This is a genomic window from Fulvimonas soli, from assembly GCF_003148905.1.
GTDB classification, from domain to species: domain Bacteria; phylum Pseudomonadota; class Gammaproteobacteria; order Xanthomonadales; family Rhodanobacteraceae; genus Fulvimonas; species Fulvimonas soli.
Genome location: NZ_QGHC01000011.1, coordinates 1 through 18083, shown reverse-complemented (window position 1 = coordinate 18083; position 18083 = coordinate 1). Strand labels below are relative to the sequence as shown.

Below are 18083 nucleotides of genomic sequence, written 5' to 3'. Positions count from 1 at the left end.
TCCAGTGCCTTTCCTCCCCGCCCTGCCGCAGCGTCGCCACGAGGCCACCACCCTTGCCCGCCCGCGCGCCGCCGGCCATGCTTGCCCGCCTCTCCGCCCGCGCCGACGCCATGACCGACCACGACCGCGGCTACCTGCGCCGTCTCCGCCCGCTCGACGCCGCGCTGGTGGTGGTCGGCGGCATCATCGGCGGCGGCATCTTCCTCAACCCCGGCATCGCCGCGCAGCGCACCGGCTCGGGCCTGGCGCTGCTGGCGATGTGGGTGGGCGCGGGGCTGCTCACCCTGGCCGGCGCGCTGTGCTACGCCGAGCTCGGCGCGCGCCGGCCGCAGGCGGGCGGCACCTACGTCTACCTGCGCGAGGCGTTCGGGCCGCTGGCCGGCTTCCTGTTCGGCTGGACCATGCTGCTGGTGATCTACTCCGGCTCCACCGCGGCGGTGGCGACGATCTTCGCCAGCTACGCCTGCGCCGCCTTCGGCCTGCCCGCCGCCATGGCGCTGCCGCTGGCGGCGGGCGCGCTGGCGTTCGTGGCCAGCACCAACCTGTTCGGGCTGCGCCTGGGCGCGCGGGTGCAGAACCTGTTCGCCCTGCTCAAGCTGCTGGCGGTGGCGGCGCTGGTGGCCTGCGGGCTGTTGCTGGCCGGGCGCGGCCAGCCGGTGCTGGCGGCCGACCCGGCGCGCGCGGACGCCGGCTTCATGGGCGCGGCGCTGCCGGTGCTGTTCGCCTATTCGGGCTTCACCTACCTCAACAACCTCGCCGGCGAGGTGGACGACCAGCAGCGCACGCTGCCGCGCGCGCTGCTGCTGGGCATGCTGGCGGTGATCGCCGCCTACGCGCTGGTCAACGTGGCCTACCTCGCGGTGCTCGGCCACGCCGGCCTCGCCGCCAGCAGCGCGCCCGCGGCGGAAGTGATGCAGCGCGTGGCCGGGCCGGCCGGCGCGCGGATCATCGCGCTCGGCATCGCCGTCTCCGCGCTGGGCTTCTGCAACATCACCCTGGTCGCCGGCGCGCGCGTGCTGCAGGTGATGGGCGCGGACGGGCTGTTCTTCCGCGCGGTGGGCCGGCTGCACCCGCGCCACCGCACGCCCAACCTCGCGCTGCTGCTGCTCGCCGGCTGGACCGTGGTGCTGCTGCTCTCGGGCAGCTAAGGACAGCTGCTGGACTACGCCACCTTCGGCGACTGGCTGGCCTGCGCCGCCGGCGTGGCCACGCTGTTCTGGTACCGGCGGCGTGGCGGCGACGCGGCGTTCAAGGTGCCGGGCCACCCGTGGCTGCCGCTGCTGTTCGTCGGCGCGGTGGGCTGGGTGGTGCTGGAAACCATGCGCAGCCGCCCGCGCGACGCCGGCATCGGCGTGCTGATCATGCTGGCCGGCGTGCCGGTCTACGCCATCTGGCGCCGCCTGTTCAGCCGCGACGCGGGCCAGACGGGCGGCGCGATGCCACAATAGGCGCGTTCAGCCTGGGAGAGATGACTGATGGCGCAAGCGCAGGGCGTGCCGGCGGAGCCGGCCGGACGGATCGTCCCGGAGCCGGTCCGCGCCGGCATCGAGCTGGAGATCAACGGTGAGCGCTACCGCCACACCGGCGATCCCTCGATGCCGCTCCTGTGGTACCTGCGCGACGTGTTGCGCCTGACCGGCACCAAGTACGGCGGCGACCACAGCGGCGCCGACCTGGTGCTGGTGGACGGCAAGGCGGTGCCCGCGCTGGCGCAGCCGATGGCCGCGCTGGCCGGCAGGCGCGTGGTCACGGTGGAGGGCCTGGCCGGTGCCGACGGCTCGCTGCACCCGCTGCAGCAGGCCTTCGTCGACGAGGACGCGATCGGCTGCGGCTACTGCACGCCCGGCTGGCTGATCGCCGGCGTCGAGCTGCTCAACCGCAAGCCCCGCCCGAGCGACGAGGACATCGACCAGCTGCCGGTGCTGTGCCGCTGCGGCTGCCACGCGCGCGTGCGCCGCGCGATCAAGCGCGCCGCCAACGGAGGCAAGGCATGAGCGCCGACCTCTCGCGCCGCCGATTCCTCAAGGTGCTGGCCGGCAGTGCCGGCGCGCTGGTCGTGGGCCTGCCGCTGGCGGAGGCCCGTGCCGACGACGCGCCGCTGCCGCCCGGCCTGCTCGGCGACGACTACCGCAGCCTGGGCGCCTTCGTGCGCATCGACGCCGACGGCGCCGTGCTGATCGGCACGCGCGACCCGGAGACCGGCACCGGCGGCGCCACCGCCGTCGCGCGCATCATCGCCGACGAGCTGGACGCCGACTGGCAGCGCGTCGCCGTGCTGCCGCTGGGCCTGGGCGTGCAGAACCGCGACGGCCAGCCGGCCTGGACCTACGGCCACCAGCGCGGCGGCGCCGGCGAGACGGTGCCGGCCGCCTGGGCCGACCTGCGCCAGGCCGGCGCGCTGGCGCGCTGGCTGCTGCTGCAGGCCGCGGCGCGCCAGCTCGGCGTGCCCGCCGACCAGCTGCGCGCGCAGTCCGGCCTGGTGATCGCGCCGGACGGCCGCCGGCTCGGCTACGGCGCGCTCGCCGCCGCGGCCGCCAAGGTCGCGCCGCCGCCCGCGCCGGTGCCGGTGAAGCAGCCCGAGCGCTACGCGCTGATCGGCCAGCCCGCGGGCGACGCCGACGCGCGCGCCATCGTCACCGGCCAGCTGCGCTTCGCCAGCGATCACCGCTTCGCCGAGGAACTGGTCGCGGTGCTCAGTCACTGCCCCTGGCCGGACGGCACCCTCGCCGCCATCGACACCGCCGCCACGCTGGCGGTGAAGGGCGTGGTGAAGGTGGTGCAGCTTCGGCCCGAGCCGAGCCAGCCGCTCGGCCAGACCGTGCTGGCGCCCGCGGTGGCGGTGCTCGCCGAAGACACCTGGGCCGCGCTGCAGGGCCGCGACAAGCTCAAGCTCGACTGGAAGCCCGGCCCCAGCGGCGGCGAGAACAGCGCCGACCTGGAGCAGCAGGCCGTGGCGCTGCTCGACGACAAGACCGCCGCCGCCGTGCGCGTGCGCAACGACGGCGACGTCGACGCCGCCGGCAAGAAGGCCGCGCGCCGGCTGGAGGCCAGCTACGTCCTGCCCTGGCTGGCGCACGCCACGCCCGAGCCGATGAACTGCCTGGTGCGGCTGGAGAAGGACCGCGCCACCCTGGTGGTGCCCACCCAGGCGCCGCAGCAGGCGTGGACGGTGGTGCGCCGGCTCACCGGCCTGGCGCCCGAGCAGATCCGGATCCAGGTGCCGCGCGTGGGCGGCGGCTACGGCCGCCGGCTCGACCACGACTACGTCGCCGAGGCCGTGCTGCTGGCGCAGGCCGCCGGCAGGCCGGTGCGCCTGCTGTGGACGCGCGGCGAGGACCTCGCCCACGACGTCTACCGCCCCGGCTCGGCGCACAAGATCAGCGCGGTGGTGGACCGCAAGCGCAACGTCATCGCCTGGACGCAGCGCACCGCGAGCGCCTCCGCCCTCGCCCGCCGCGGCGTGCCGGACGATCGCCTGTGGACTTCCGAGGTGGCCGCCGACCAGCTGCCCGCCGGCCTGGTGCCCAGCTACCGCAGCGACTGGTGCGCGCTGCAGTCGGCCATCCCGCGCGGCGCGCAGCGCGGCATGCCGCACCTCTCCAACGCCTTCGCGGTGGAAAGCTTCGTCGACGAGCTGGCGCACGCGATGAAGGAGGACCCGCTCGACACCCGCCTGCGCCTGCTCGGCGAGCCGCGGCAGGTCGCGCTGGGCGACGGGCACGTGCTCGACACCGGCCGCCTGCTCAACGTGCTCAGGCTGGTCGCCGACCGCATAGGCTGGAAGCAGAACTGGCTGCACAGCGTCAACGGCCTGGGCCTGGCCTGCTGGCGCATCGGCGACGCCTACGTGGCGCACGCGATCGAGGCCGCGCTGGACGGCAACGACCTGCGCATCCGGCGCGCCGTGTGCGCGGTGGACGTGGGCCGCGTGATCAACCCCACCGGCCTGGAAGGCCAGGTCGCCGGCGCCACGCTGGACGCGCTGGGCACCGCGCTCAACCTCGGCGTCACCTTCAAGGACGGCCGCATCCAGCAGCACAGCTACCGCGACTACCCGCTCGCCGGCATGGCCCAGCTGCCGCGCGAGGTGGAGGTGATCGTCGTCCCCGGCGAGAACCTCCCGCCCAGCGGCGCCAGCTTCCTCGCCATGCCCACCGCCGCCCCGGCGCTGGCCAACGCGGTGTTCCGCGTCAGTGCGGTGCGGGTGCGCAGGCTGCCGTTGATGAGGGAGTTGTTGAGGATGCTCTAGCCCTGGCGCAATAGCCAAACATCCCCCTGCTACGCCATAGTGCTGCCGTTGGCGTCGCCGCTCTGCATCCCGACTGCCACTCGATTAGATGATTCGTGCCCGTCGCAATGCACGCAACTTGTGCGAAGTGATGGCCCGCGATGTGCCTAGCCTATCCGCATGTACATGGCTCACCGTCGCCGTGCCACCGCTGGCGTCCACACCGCCACCGGCAAGTCGCCCAGCCACACGTAGTCCCGGTTCGTCTCGCGCGATGACGTTGCCCTGCGCGTGCGCCTTCACCAGCGGCGTGCCCTGCGGGTCGGTGTAGTAGTAATGCACCGTCCGCGTCTGCGTCCGCGCTTGCAACCCCAATCCCAGCCACAGGCCAAGTACCAACAAGGTGTGGATGACGCATCTGCTTACCGTCATGTGTGATCTTGCCCCCGAATTTCGGACACCGGATTAAGCGACACGAAATAATTCGAACTCGTGCAATTCGCCTGCTCACGCGTGATGAATTGCTTATCCGGGGGTCCGAGAAACAGGGGCAGGATCATTGCGTCGGAAACCGGTCAGAACTGGTCGCTCGCCGGCACCCACGAACTCGACGACCGTGCCGGCGCCGCCAGTGCCGGCCGGACCGGCGCGGCCGCTTCCGTCGCGCACCCCGGCGGCAGCGGCCCGCCCGCCACGCGGGCGGCGGCGCATTCGGCGCTGTCGTCCAGCTTGATCGGCGCGGCCGCCGTGGCGGCCGACGCGGGGGCGCCCGTGGCGTCGGCGAGCGGCAGCAGCGGGTTGGCCGGGGCCAGGTGCATGCGCTCGTAGACCTTGTCGGCCACCGGCCGGGGCGGTGGGTCGGGGTTGTCGCAGCCGAACAGCGCGACCGGCATCAACGGCAGCAGCTTGCATTCCACCCGCACGCCGCGCGGCAGGTGGAAGGTGTGCTTGATGGTGGTCTTCTCCACCGCGCGGCGCAGCGCGGTGTCGATGGAGCTTTCGCCTTCCGGCGTCCAGTCCTGCTCGAAGCGGGTGGGCCGGTAGCCGATGTTGGGCGCGCGGTGCTCCATGATCTGCGTGTCGCCGTGCGGCTGCAGCTGGATGTAGCTGCCGAAGCGGCCCTTCTCGGCGCCCTCGGCGGCGCCGGCCTGAGCGTGCTCGCCGAGCTTGCCCTCGCCTTCGCTGCCGCGGCCGTGCGCCGGCGACGGCGTGGCTTGGCCATTGGCGTTGGCGTTGGCGGAAGGCGCGGCATTGGCGGTGCCCTCGGGCTGGCCGGGCGTGGCGGTTTCGCTGCCCTGCGGCGTGGTCTGGGGTGCGCTGCTTTCCTGTGCGCCTTTCGCGGAGGATTCGGCGGCGGCGTTCTCCGGCGCGGCCACCGACGACGCCTGCGCTTCGCTGTTCGCGGCCGGCGCTTTGGCCGCTTCCTCCCCCCTACTGGACGAGGGTTCGCTCGCCACGCTGAGCTGCGGACGCGCGATCGCCGGCAGGCTGGGGCGCGGCGCCTGGATCGTGCGGGTGTCCAGGCTGGGCGCCGCGGGACGTTCCACCTGCACTGACGGCGCCTGTTCGGCAGCGGGCACCGGAGCCAGCTCGGGCTCGGCCAGGCGGATCGTCGGCGCCTGCACCTGCGTGCGCTCGCGCGGCACGCTGGGCGCAGGCGCGCTGAGCTGCGGCTGCAGGTTCACCTGCGGCGCCAGCTGCGCGGGCAGCGGCACGGCCTCGAGTTCCTGCGTGGGCGGCGAAGCCGGCGATTCCGGCTGCGCCAGCGCCATCGTGCTCGGCGTAACCGCCGGCTTGGGCGGCGTGGCGTCGAGCGCGATGCTCGGCGCGCTCACCGCGGGCGGCGCCTGCGCGGGCAGTTCGGGCAGGGTGAGCGAGGGCGGCGTCTGCAACGGTTGGTTGCCTTCGGGCTGCGGCTTGCGCATCGGCTCGGGCTGGAACTTCGGCGGCACCGGCTTGGGCACCGGCGGCGTGTCCAGCGCGACCTGCGGCGGCTCGCCGGCCAGCGGCACCGGCTTGAGCTCGGGCGAGGGCTTCGGCCTGGGCAGGCTCGCCGGCGGGCGCGGCGCGGCGACCGGGGCGAGCTTGATGGTGGCGGGCTCCGCGGTGACGGTGATCACCGGCGGCTGCGGCGCGGGCACGGGCACCGGCTGCAGCGCGGCGACGGCCGGCGCGGCGGCGCTGCGCTCGACGCGGCGCGGCGCGTTCGGCACCGCGCTGCCGCGATGGGTCGGGCCCGGCTTGCGTGGCGGCAGGCCGCGCACCGGCGGCGGGGGCGGCGGCGGTTCGGGCGCATGGGTGATCAGGCGCACCTGCAGCGGCTCGGCGTTCTGCGGCGGCGGCTCGACCAGCTCGTAGGCGGGGCCGAGGATCGCCCCGACCAGCACCAGCAGGTGCACCAGCAGCGTGCCGACGAAGGCGGCGATGCGCAGGCCGCGCTCGCGCGGCCGCTCGGCGCGGCGGCGGCGGTAGACCAGGGCGCGCTGCGCCGCCTCCCGCGGCGAAGGCAGCAGGGTCACGACGCGCGAACCGGATGGCTTCTCCGCGGGGGGCATGGGCATGGCGGCGAGTGTAGCGGGAGACGGGGATGGGTCGGCCGCTGCGAGGGGGATCGGAGGGCGGCGGCGGGGAGAGCTTTTCTGGGGGTGCCTCGTCGATGCGGGTCGGGCGATGCAGGCGGTGAGGTTCGCGCGGTCTGGTTCGGGCTGGTCGCAAGGGTGACCCCTCACCCCGGCCCTCTCCCCGGAGGGGAGAGGGGGCAAGGCGGTGGTCGTGCGTGTTTTGGATGGCTATTTGCCGGGTGCGGAGGATGCGGCGGCGGGTGCGGATGCCGCGCGGCGCGGCGTGTCGGCGGGGCACCAGGTGGGCAGGCGCTTGCCGGCGCGGTAGCGCTCTACGCAGTCGCGGATCTCCGCGTCCACCGCGCGGTTGGGCGTGTCCACCGGGCAGCCGTGGGGCAACGGCTTGCCGTTGCGGTAGAGCGCGATGCACTGGGCCTCACCAGGTCCCTCGGGGGGCGTCGGACCGGCGGCCAGCGGCCTGGCCGGGGCCATGCTGAGGCGCTCGTCGCCATCCTTCTTCGACGGCGGCGGTGGCGGATCGCCGCCGCAGCCGCCGGCCAGCGCCGCCAGGCTGACCGCGCAGTGGATGCGCACGCCGCGCGGCAGGCGGATGGTGGTCTCGAGCGTGGTCTTCTCCACCGCCTTCTCCAGCGCGCGCGTCACTGCGCCGCCGCCCTTGCCCCAGTCCTGCGCGAAGCGCGTGGCCTTGTACTCGACCGGGCTGTCGTGGCGCATCACCTGCATGTCGCCCTGCGGCAGGCGCTGCACGTAGTCCGGCGCGGGCGGCGCGCTGGACGGCGCGGCAGGCAGCAGCACTTGGCCGTTGCGGTCGTAGAGGCGCGGCGCGGGCGGCAGCGTCACGGTCATCGCGTCCTTCGCCGGCGGCTCGCGCGACGGCGGCGGCGCGGGCGGCGATGGCGACGGGCGCGCAGGCGGCCGGACCGGCGCGGGCGGCGGCACGGGCGACGGCGGCGGCGCCTTGGCCGCGACGATGAAGCGCACCCGCAGCGCGTCGTCCAGCCGCGCGTGCACCACCTCGCGCGATGCCGGCGGCCGCATCTCGATCCACACCACCAGCGCGAACAGCGCGTGCAGCGCCAGCACGATCGCCAGCGCCGGCAGGCCGTGGCGCCGGCCGGGCGGCGCGCGCCAGCGCATCGCGCGCAGCCGCGCGCCGGTGTCCGCGTCCAGCGGCGCCAGCCCGCGCCGGGCGGGCGGTGCCCCGCGATGGTGTTCGACCGGCGGCGGCGAAACGATGGCGATGTCCCTCGCGTGGTGGATGTCCGGCCGTCAGCATGGCGCCCGCCGCTTGAATCGTTTCCGAAGCGCAGCCGTGCGCCGCGGCGGCCGGGCGCACCCCAGCCGCGGCGCACGGCCGCAGGCAGGGTCCCTCCCGGCTCCCCGCGGGCGGGGGGAAGAGCCGCGGCGGAACCGCGGCGGCTCCCGACAGGGGTCCCCGTCCTGGGATGGAAGCCGGGAGGGAGCTTCGTACGCTTGCTGGGACCGACGGACGCGCCGCGGGTTCCCCGCCCCGCAATGCAGCTTGACCGGGCCACGCGATGGCACAAGGCTATGCGCGCGGCGCCCGCCGCCTTCCCGCCATGACCGCCCCCGTCGCCGCACGGCGCCCGGACGACCATGACGGCCCGCCATCGTCAGCCGCCACGCGCGGCCTCGTGCGGCGCCGCTCATGCCGATGCGAGTCCGCGCCTCCGCCAAAGGAGGGTCGCATCGTGTCGTACAGCACGGAAAACATCCGCAACATCGCGCTCGCCGGCCATGCCGGCGCCGGCAAGACCACGCTGTTCGAGGCCTTGCTGCACGCCGGCGGCGTGATCCAGACGCAGGGCTCGGTGGAGCGCGGCACCACGCAGTCGGACACCGACGCGCAGGAGAAGGCGCGCGGCCATTCCATCGACAGCTGCATCGCCGGCATCGACCGCGGCGGCTGCCACATCAACCTGATCGACACCGCCGGCTACCCGGACTTCCGCGGCGGCACGCTGTCGGCCTTCGCCGCGGTGGAGACGGTGGCGGTGGTGGTGAACGCCGCCAACGGCGTCGAGCACGGCACCCGCCGCATGATGGAGCACGCGCGCGAGCGCGGCCTGGCGCGGCTGCTGGTGGTCAACAAGATCGACGCCGAGGGCGCGGACCTGCCCGCGCTGGCCGAGGCGCTGCGCGAGGAGTTCGGCCCCGAGTGCCTGCCGGTGAACCTGCCCGCCGACGGCGGCCGGCGCGTGCTGGACTGCTTCTTCCACGCCGAGGGCGCCACCGATCTCTCCTCGCTGGCCGAGGCGCACCAGCGCATCCTCGACCAGGTGGTGGAGGTCAGCGAGAAGCTGATGGACCGCTACCTCGACGCCGGCGAGGGCGCGCTGACCCGCGAGCAGTTGCACGACGCCTTCGAGCAGTGCCTGCGCGAGGGCCACCTGGTGCCGGTGTGCTTCGTCAGCGCGCGCACCGGCGCGGGCGTGGCCGAGCTGCTGGAGCTGGCCGAGCGGCTGCTGCCCAACCCCGCCGAGGGCAACCCGCCGCCCTTCCTCGACGCCGGCGGCGCGCCGATCGCGGTGAGCGCCGACCCGGGCCGGCACGTGGTCGCCGACGTGTTCAAGATCGTCAACGACCCCTTCGTCGGCAAGCTCTCCGTGTTCCGCGTGTGGCAGGGCACCATCCGCCGCGACAGCCAGCTCTACGTCGACGACGGCCGCAAGCCGTTCAAGGTCGGCCACCTGTTCCGCCTCAACGCGAGGAACCACGTGGAGATCGAGCGGGCGATCCCCGGCGACATCGCCGCGGTGGCGAAGGTGGAGGAGATCCACTTCGACGCCGTGCTGCACGACTCGCACGAGGAGGACCGCATCCGCCTGGCGCCGCCGCACTTCCCGCAGCCGATGTTCGGCCTGGCGCTGGAGCCGAAGCACAAGGGCCAGGAGCAGAAGCTCTCGCAGGCGCTGCTGCGGCTGGCCGAGGAGGACCCGTGCCTGCGCGTCGAGCACCACAAGGAGCTCAACGAGACGGTGGTGCGCGGCCTCTCCGAGCTGCACCTGAAGGTGATGCTGGAGCGCATGCGCGAGCGCTACGGCGTGGAGGTGGTGACGCACCCGCCGCGCATCGCCTACCGCGAGACCATCGCCGCGCGCGCCGACGGCCACCACCGGCACAAGAAGCAGACCGGCGGCGCGGGCCAGTTCGGCGAGGTGTTCCTGCGCGTGGAGCCGCTGGAGCGCGGCGGCGGCTTCGAGTTCGTCGACGAGGTGAAGGGCGGCGTGATCCCCAACCAGTTCCTGCCGGCCATCGAGAAGGGCGTGCGCCAGGCGATGGAGCGCGGCGCGGTGGCCGGCTACCCGATGCAGGACCTGCGCGTGACGGTGTACGACGGCAAGTACCACCCGGTCGACTCCAAGGAGGTGGCCTTCGTCAGCGCGGGCAAGAAGGCCTTCCTCGACGCGGTGGGCAAGGCGCGGCCGATCGTGCTGGAGCCGATCGTGGACGTGGAGGTGGCGATCCCGGAGGCGAACGTGGGCGACGTCACCGGCGGCCTGGCGGGCAAGCGCGCGCGCATCCTGGGCACCGACGCGCGGCGCGGCGGCGAGCTGGTGATCCGCGCGCAGGCGCCGCTGGCCGAGCTGACCGACTACCCCACCGAGCTGAAGGCGATGACCGGCGGCCGCGGCCGCTACAGCCTCGACCTCAGCCACTATGAGCCGGTGCCGCCGCCGGTGCAGAAGCAGCTCAGCGAGGCGTGGAAGCCGCATGTGGAGGAGGACTGAGGGCGTCTGTGCGTTCTTGGCTTTCCCACCAGTGCGTTTCGGGCTCCGACAGGGGATCTCCGGCAAGGCATGGGATGGCGACCAGCTCCATTCGCCCCGGGCTTCCTCTCCCCTCCGGGGAGAGGACCGAGGTGAGGGGCCGGGGCTCGCGGCAACGTTCCACTTTCGGCGGGCAGGCTTCGTCGGGAAGAACGCGGCACGTGCGTCCCCTCACCCCAACCCTCTCCCCGGAGGGGAGAGGGAGCCATGGCGGTGGGCGGTGGATTCACGCTTGCGCATGTGGCAAGAGAGGCAAAACAGGCTTGCAACCGGCTCCATTCGCCCCTGCTTTCTCTCCCCCCGGGTAGAGAGCCGAAGTGAGAGGCCGCCTATCCCGCCAGTGCCTCGATCAGCGCCCGGGTGAATGCGGGTATGTCGCCCGGCCTGCGGCTGGTGATCAGCGGGCCGTCGCGCACCACCTCGCCATCCTCCCATTGCGCGCCGGCGTTCTCCAGGTCCCTGCGCAGCGAGGGCCAGGAGGTGACGTGGCGGCCCTTGGCCAGGCCCGCGTCGATCAGCGTCCACGGCCCGTGGCAGATCGCCGCGATCGGCTTGCCGCTGGCGCCGAAGCGGCGGACCAGCTCGATCGCCTCCGGCTTCAGGCGGAGCTTGTCGGGATTGAGCACGCCGCCGGGCAGCACCAGCGCGTCGAAGTCGGCGGCGCGCGCCTGCGACAGCGGCAGGTCCACCTTCACTTCGTCCGCCCAGTCGCCGCCCTTCCAGCCCCTGATCGCGTCCGCGCCGTCCGGCGCGATCACCCTGGCCGCGGCGCCCGCCTCCTCCAGCAGGCGCCTGGGCTCGGTCAGCTCCGAGTACTCGAAGCCGTCGGTGGCGAGGATGGCGACGGCGCGCCCCTGCAATCGTTTCGGCTCGTTCATCGCTTGGCCCTCCGGATGGAGCCGCCAGCGTGGCAGGCCGGCGATGCAGGCCGGGTGTGCACCGGATCAGCGCGGCGTGACGGCCGCGCCCGTGCCGCTCAGCGCTTGGGCTTGAGCAGCGTGCCGGTGCACCTGGGCGAGCCGCACAGGCACTTCCACAGCTTCTTCAGCCGCGGCGTGTGCGGCACGTCCAGGGTGATGCCGTAGTCGTAGGTCAGCTCCTCGCCCGGCCTGATGTTGCGGATCGCCTCGATCACCACGCGGTCCTTGCGCGGGTCACCGTCCGCGCTCTCCTCGATCAGCGCGCGGCAGTTCGGGTCGCAGCTGTGGTTGATCCAGCGCGCGGTGTTGCCCTTGCGGTTGGCGTCGACGATGTACTGGTCGTTGAGGGTGAACAGGAAGGTGTGGCCGGTCTCGCCGCCGTCGCCGTACATCGCGTCGGCCTCCGCGTGGGTCATCAGCGTGCCCTTGTACTCGATGATCTCCTCGCCCTTCTTGATCGGGGCGGTGGCGAAGACGCCGTTGCCGTGGATGGGCGAGCGGCGGGCGACGAAGCGGCGTGGCATGCGGCGGATATCCTCGGAGAAGGCGAAAGTCCGATCATGCCTGTTCGTGCGTTGCCGCGAAACCGGCCGCGTGCTTCCGCCGGCTGCGTTCGCCATGGATGCGCCGGATTCCGGTGCCGTCATTCCTGCGCAGGCAGGAATCCAGCGCCTTTGCTTCCGGCCGCCCGAAGTCGCTGGATCCCGGCTGACGATTGGCAAGCGCCGGCATTCCTGCGCAAGCAGGAACCCAGCGCCTTTGCTTCCGGCCGCCCGAAGCCTCCGGATCCCGGCTTTCGCCGGGATGGTGACCGGCATCGGGCCGGCGCTATCACCCCCGTCCCGAATCGCGGTTAGAATCGACCGTTCAAACGATCGTTTGGAGGCCGCGATGCGTCTTCTGCGCTGGATCATCCCCACCCTGCTCTGCCTGGGCCTGATCGCCTGCGGGCCACCGCGCAAGAGCGTGTTCCCGCCGTCGCTGAGCGTGCAGCAGCTGCAGGTGCGGCCGGACGGGCGCTGGCACCTCGCCGTGCGCATCCAGAACAACAGCTACGCCGGCATGGACTTCAGCGCCATCGAGGGCGAGCTGCAGGTGGCCCAGCTGGTGCCGGTGCGGCTGCACGCGCGCTTCGACCTGGACATCCCCGCGCTGGCCGGCGACGTGCTGGAGCTGGACGTGCTGCCCACGCCCGAGATGAGCGCCGCGCTGCGCGCGATCGACGCCAAGGGCAGCGCCGGCTCGCTCGCCTACAGCGTGAGCGGCACCGCCACCGCCACGCCGGAGAAGGAGGACAAGCCGCGCGACTTCCCCTTCCACGGCAACGACTGGCTCTCGCCGGTGCCCGGCATCGCCGACACCTACCGCTGATTTCCCGCCTCGACCGCAAGGAACCCTAGCCATGACCATCTACAAGGCCCCGCTGGACGACCAGCGCTTCGCCCTCTTCGACGTGCTCGGCGCCGAGGCCGTGCTCACCCGGCTGCAGGGCGGCGAGGGCCACACCCGCGACCTGCTCGACGCCGTGCTGGAGGAGGCCGCCCGGCTGAGCGAGCAGGTGCTGGCGCCGACCAACGAGAGCGGCGACGCCGAGGGTTGCCGCTACGACAAGGAAACGCGCACCGTCGCCACCCCCAAGGGCTTCAAGGAGGCGTTCAAGGCCTTCGCCGAGGGCGGCTGGGCCGGCCTCACCATGCCCGAGAAGTTCGGCGGCCAGGCGCTGCCGGCGGTGATGGGCACCGCCACCACCGAGCTGTTCCAGAGCGGCAACCTGGCCTGGAGCCTGTACCCGCTGCTCTCCGAGGGCGCCTGCCACGCGATGGAGCTGCACGGCACCGAGGAGCAGCAGCACGTCTACCTGAAGCCCATCGTGGAAGGCCGCTGGACCGGCACCATGTGCCTCACCGAGCCGCAGGCCGGCTCCGACCTCGGCCTGCTCAAGACCCGCGCCGAGCCTGCCGCCGACGGCAGCTACCGCATCACCGGCACCAAGATCTTCATCAGCGCGGGCGAGCACGACCTGGCCGAGAACATCGTGCACCTGGTGCTGGCGCGCCTGCCCGACGCGCCGGCCGGCAGCCGCGGCATCTCGATGTTCATCGTGCCCAAGTTCAAGGTGAACGCCGACGGCTCGCCGGGCGAGCGCAACGCGGCGAGCGCCGGCGCCATCGAGCACAAGATGGGCCTGCACGGCTGCTCCACCTGCGTGATGAACTTCGACGGCGCCGAGGGCTACCTGATCGGCCAGCCGAACAAGGGCCTCGCCGCGATGTTCACCATGATGAACGCGGCGCGCCTGGCGGTGGGCGTGCAGGGCCTGGCGCTGTCCGAGCGCGCGTACCAGAACAGCCTCAACTACGCGCGCGAGCGCCTGCAGGGCCGCGCGCTGTCCGGCCCGAGGCTGCCGGACAAGCCCGCCGACAACCTGCTGGTGCACCCGGACGTGCGGCGCATGCTGCTGACCCAGCGCGCCTTCGTGGAAGGCTCGCGCCTGATCGTGCTGTACGCCGCGCTGCAGACCGACCTCGAGGCGCGCGCCGCCGACCCGGCCGAGCGGCAGCGGGCCGGCGAGCTGCTCGCCTTCCTGATCCCGATCGCCAAGGGCGTGGTGACCGAGCTGGCGCAGGAGTGCACCAAGGAGGCGCTGCAGGTGTACGGCGGCCACGGCTACATCGGCGAGAACGGCATGGAGCAGTTCGTGCGCGACGCGCGCATCATCACCCTGTACGAGGGCACCACCGGCATCCAGGCCGCGGACCTGCTGGGCCGCAAGATCCTCCAGCTCAAGGGCGTGGGCTTCAGGCACTTCCTCGACGAGATCGGCGCGTTCTGCCAGGCGCATGGCCAGGACGAGGCGCTGCGCCCGTTCGTCGGCCCGCTCGCGGCCGCCGCCAGGCAATGGGGCGAGCTGACCCAGCAGCTGGCGCAGCGCGTGCAGGCCAACCCGGAGGAGCTGGGCGCGGCCGCCAACGACTACCTGTACTACTCCGGCTACGTCACGCTGGCCTACTTCTGGGCGCGCAGCGTGGCGGCCGCGGAGGCGGGCGGCCGGGGCGCCGCGTTCAAGCAGGCCAAGCGCGACGCCGCGACGTTCTACTTCGCGCGCATCCTGCCACGCATCCACGCGCACAAGGCCGGCATCGAGGCCGGCGTGGCGACGCTGCCCGAGATCGCGTAACCGATTCGGCCCGGACGCGACGCGAGGCCCGGCCGCAACGCCGGGCCTCGCTTTTTTCCGCGCGCGCAACGTGGCGCGCATGCGGCCTTCACGCTGCTGAACGCAAGCGCAGCAGGCGCGCGCGACGGGGTGGGTTCGTCCGGCCACATCGGCTACGGTCCCGGGAATGCGGCAGCTTTCCGAACGCTCCCTTCCCACCACCGCCCGCGCCTGGCTGTCGCTTGCGAACGCGGGCGCGCATCCAAGGAGACCGGCGATGACCCTCCATGTTCCCCGCACCGCAGCGCTGGCCGCGGCCCTGCTCGCCGTCGGCCTGGCCGGCTGCTCCAGCTACGTCAAGCGCACCGACTTCGACGCCGCCATCCAGCAGCTGCAGCAGAAGCAGCAGGACCAGCAGCAGCAGATCGACGCGATCAAGCAGCAGATGCAGGAGCAGTTCTCCAAGTACGACGCGCAGATCACCAGCCTGCAGGGCCGCGTGAGCGTGGACACGGTGGCGCACTTCGACTTCAACAGCTCGACCCTGCGCGAGCAGGACAAGCCGGCGCTGCAGAACTTCGCGCAGACGCTGGCCAAGTACCACCCCGACGTGCTGGTCACGGTGGAAGGCTTCGCCGACCCGGCCGGTCCGGCCGGCTACAACCAGCGGCTCGGCATGGAGCGCGCCAGGGCGGTGCGCGACTTCCTGGTGAGCAGCGGCCTGTCCGCCGACAAGGTGCGCGCGGTCAGCTACGGCGAGGCCCGCAACCGCCAGGTGGCCAAGGGCGCCGTGCGCGAGAACGGCGCGGACAACCGCCGCGTCTCGCTGACGGTCGACTCCGTCGGCGCCGGCGCGGCGTCGGCCTCGTCCTGACCGCCCGCCAGCGCTTCGCCACCGCGGACGCCCGGCCCGTGCCGGGCGTTCGTGCATGCGGGCCGCGATCCACGGCGCGGCATGCGCCATCGCACTCCCCACGCGCTAGGCTAGGCCGGCTTGTCCACCAGGGGAGAGTTCCACGATGAGTCGCCTTCTCGCGCGCCGCGGCGCGCTGGCATCCGCCTTCGCCCTGCTGCTCCTGGCCCTGGGCCGGACTCCCGCGGCGGATGCGCGGCAGGCCAGGTATCCCGACTACCCCAGCGAAACGCCGGCGAAGTTCGTGCCCGTCACCAGCAGCTTCGACTACGACATGCGCGAGGTGATGATCCCGATGCGCGACGGGGTGAAGCTGCACACCCTCATCCTGCTGCCCAGGGGCGCGCGGCGCGCCGGCATCCTGCTCACCCGCACGCCCTACGACGCCAAGGCGCTCACCGCGCACGCGCCCAGCGGCCACCTCGGCCCGATGCTGCAGGGCTACGACAACGCCGCCGACGTGATCGTCGAGGACGGCTACATCCGCGTGGTGCAGGACATCCGCGGCAAGTACGGCAGCGAGGGCGACTACGTGATGAACCGCCCGGTGCACGGCCCGCTCAACCCCACGCCGGTGGACGACGCCACCGACACCTGGGACACCATCGACTGGCTGGTGAAGCACGTGCCGGAGAGCAACGGCCGCGTCGCCACCATCGGCATCTCCTACGACGGCTTCGAGCCGCTGATGTCGCTGGTGGACCCGCACCCCGCGCTGAAGGCGGCGGTGCCGATGAACCCGATGGTGGACGGCTGGATGGGCGACGACTGGTTCCACCACGGCGCCTTCCGCCAGCAGAACCTGAGCTACATCTACGAGCAGGAGGCCACCCGCGACAACAGCACGAAATGGTGGACCAGCTTCCACGACGAGTACGACCTGTTCATGCACTACGGCTCGGCCGGCGCGATGGGCGAGGCCTATGGCATGAAGCAGCTCGGCTTCTGGAACAAGCTCGTCGCGCATCCCGCCTACGACGCCTTCTGGCAGCAGCAGGCGATGGACAAAGTGCTCGCCGCGCAGCCGCTCAAGGTGCCGGTGCTGCTGGTGCACAGCCTGTGGGACCAGGAGGACATCTACGGCGACCTCGCCGTGTACCGCGCGATCAAGCCCAAGGACAAGAACGGCGACATGGTGAAGCTGGCGATGGGCCCGTGGCACCACGGCCAGGAGATCGAGGAGGGCTCCTCGCTGGGCGCGATCCGCTTCGGCAGCGACACCGCCAGGTACTTCCGCGAGCACATCCTGCGCCCGTTCCTCGCGCAGTACCTCAAGGACGACGCGCCGAAGGCCGACCTCGCCCCGGTCACCGCCTTCCAGACCGGCAGCAACCAGTGGCAGCGGCTGGACCGCTGGCCGCTGGCCTGCGAGAGCGGCTGCGCCACGGCCAGCCGCGCGCTGTACCTGCAGCCGGGCGGCAAACTCGGCTTCGACGCGCCCGCCGGCGGCGGCGCCTACGACGAATACGTCTCCGACCCCGCGCATCCGGTGCCGTTCCGCGCGCGGCCGATCCAGCCGGTGGGCTACGACAACGGCCTCACCTGGTCCGAGTGGCTGGTGGACGACCAGCGCGAGGCCTCGGGCCGCACCGACGTGCTCACCTACGTCTCCGCGCCGCTGACCGCGCCGCTGGCCATCGCCGGCGCGCCCGAGGTGCACCTCACCGCCGCCACCAGCGGCACCGACAGCGACTGGGTGGTGAAGCTGATCGACGTCTATCCCGACCAGGTGGCCGAGCAGCCGGCGATGGGCGGCTACCAGCTCGCGGTGGCGATGGACATCTTCCGCGGCCGCTACCGCGGGGGCTACGACAAGCCCGCGCCGCTGGCCGCCGGCCAGCCGCTGGACTACCGCTTCGCGCTGCCCGCCGCCAACCACGTGTTCCTGCCCGGCCACCGGCTGATGGTGCAGGTGCAGTCGAGCTGGTTCCCGCTGTACGACCGCAACCCGCAGACCTACGTGGACAACATCTTCTTCGCCAGGCCGGCCGACTACGTGAAGGCCACCCAGCGCGTGTACCACGCACCGGGACAGGCGAGCTTCATCGCGCTGCCGGTGGTGGGCAAGTAGGCACGCTCCCAGCTGCTCCGACAATGGGAGAACTTGTGTAACGCCCCAGTGATTTCCTGCTCACGGGCAGTAGGCAAGCGGCCGCGGATCGAGGCGTTGCCGTCGGTAGCGACCGCACCAGATCAGCGCTGGGCGACATGGCCGGGATGGCTGGCTGACGCTGGCCCTGGCGATCGACTGCCACACCCGGCAGTTGCTGGGCTGGCAGCTCTCGCGCAGCGGGAAGGTCAGCACGGCCGCCGCGGCGTTGGAGCAGGCGCTGATCACCCACTACGGCACCTTGGGGCACGTGCCGGTGCCGTTTCTGCTGCGCTCGGACAATGGCTGTAAGCGTGCGCCGAAGCCACCTACCCCCGGACCTCAGCTATGCCAGTGGCAGCAGGCTGTTGATGTCACGGTCCTTGGTGGTGGGCAGTCGGGT

Annotated in this window: 12 protein-coding genes and 2 pseudogenes; 9 read left to right on the top strand and 5 right to left on the bottom strand. The window is 72.7% G+C overall.

What is annotated here, in order from left to right; genetic code table 11:
* The first annotated feature begins 110 nt into the window (after nucleotides 1-110).
* The 3 genes and pseudogenes from C7456_RS13600 (at nucleotide 111) to C7456_RS13590 (ending at nucleotide 4249) form a co-directional block, all read left to right on the top strand.
* Nucleotides 111-1448, top strand: a pseudogene (locus C7456_RS13600) (APC family permease).
* A 27-nt stretch (nucleotides 1449-1475) separates the two neighbouring features.
* Complete coding sequence (locus C7456_RS13595) at nucleotides 1476-1994, top strand: (2Fe-2S)-binding protein (protein WP_109724367.1); 519 nt, start codon at nucleotides 1476-1478, stop codon at nucleotides 1992-1994.
* Entirely contained in the window at nucleotides 1991-4249 is a 2259-nt protein-coding gene (locus C7456_RS13590; RefSeq protein ID WP_109724366.1) for a xanthine dehydrogenase family protein molybdopterin-binding subunit, read from the top strand. Before C7456_RS13595 ends, C7456_RS13590 begins: the two co-directional genes overlap by 4 nt.
* An 84-nt stretch (nucleotides 4250-4333) precedes the next feature.
* Here C7456_RS13590 and C7456_RS16865 read toward each other — a convergent pair whose 3' ends face one another.
* From C7456_RS16865 to C7456_RS17225, 3 genes are all read right to left on the bottom strand, one after another.
* Nucleotides 4334-4660, bottom strand: coding sequence for a hypothetical protein (locus C7456_RS16865; protein ID WP_146203584.1), 327 nt, complete (start codon nucleotides 4658-4660; stop codon nucleotides 4334-4336).
* Between the two features lie 143 nt (nucleotides 4661-4803).
* Complete coding sequence (locus C7456_RS13585; protein WP_170120222.1) at nucleotides 4804-6789, bottom strand: hypothetical protein; 1986 nt, start codon at nucleotides 6787-6789, stop codon at nucleotides 4804-4806.
* Between the two features lie 228 nt (nucleotides 6790-7017).
* Nucleotides 7018-7947, bottom strand: a complete 930-nt coding sequence (locus tag C7456_RS17225; protein ID WP_211306326.1) for a hypothetical protein — start codon at nucleotides 7945-7947, stop codon at nucleotides 7018-7020.
* A 575-nt stretch (nucleotides 7948-8522) separates the two neighbouring features.
* Here C7456_RS17225 and fusA point away from each other — a divergent pair.
* Nucleotides 8523-10562, top strand: a complete 2040-nt coding sequence (gene fusA, locus C7456_RS13575; protein WP_109724365.1) for an elongation factor G — start codon at nucleotides 8523-8525, stop codon at nucleotides 10560-10562.
* Nucleotides 10563-10930: 368 nt separating this feature from the next.
* Here the strand turns inward: fusA and C7456_RS13570 are convergent, their stop codons facing one another.
* Nucleotides 10931-11479 (bottom strand): type 1 glutamine amidotransferase domain-containing protein, encoded by a 549-nt coding sequence (locus C7456_RS13570; protein ID WP_109724364.1) that lies wholly within the window; start codon nucleotides 11477-11479, stop codon nucleotides 10931-10933.
* 98 nt (nucleotides 11480-11577) lie between these two features.
* Entirely contained in the window at nucleotides 11578-12045 is a 468-nt protein-coding gene (locus tag C7456_RS13565; RefSeq protein ID WP_109724363.1) for an SET domain-containing protein, read from the bottom strand.
* Nucleotides 12046-12412: 367 nt separating this feature from the next.
* Here C7456_RS13565 and C7456_RS13560 point away from each other — a divergent pair, with 367 nt between their 5' ends.
* The 5 genes and pseudogenes from C7456_RS13560 to C7456_RS17565 form a co-directional block, all read left to right on the top strand.
* Complete coding sequence (locus tag C7456_RS13560) at nucleotides 12413-12892, top strand: hypothetical protein (protein WP_109724405.1); 480 nt, start codon at nucleotides 12413-12415, stop codon at nucleotides 12890-12892.
* A gap of 31 nt (nucleotides 12893-12923) precedes the next feature.
* Nucleotides 12924-14699 (top strand): acyl-CoA dehydrogenase C-terminal domain-containing protein, encoded by a 1776-nt coding sequence (locus C7456_RS13555; RefSeq protein WP_109724362.1) that lies wholly within the window; start codon nucleotides 12924-12926, stop codon nucleotides 14697-14699.
* A gap of 256 nt (nucleotides 14700-14955) precedes the next feature.
* The gene (locus tag C7456_RS13550) at nucleotides 14956-15552 is read left to right on the top strand and encodes an OmpA family protein (protein ID WP_109724361.1); all 597 of its coding nucleotides are present in this window, start codon (nucleotides 14956-14958) and stop codon (nucleotides 15550-15552) included.
* 145 nt (nucleotides 15553-15697) lie between these two features.
* Nucleotides 15698-17662, top strand: coding sequence for a CocE/NonD family hydrolase (locus tag C7456_RS13545; protein WP_109724360.1), 1965 nt, complete (start codon nucleotides 15698-15700; stop codon nucleotides 17660-17662).
* A gap of 193 nt (nucleotides 17663-17855) precedes the next feature.
* Nucleotides 17856-18083 (top strand): annotated as a pseudogene (locus tag C7456_RS17565) (hypothetical protein); the annotation flags it as partial.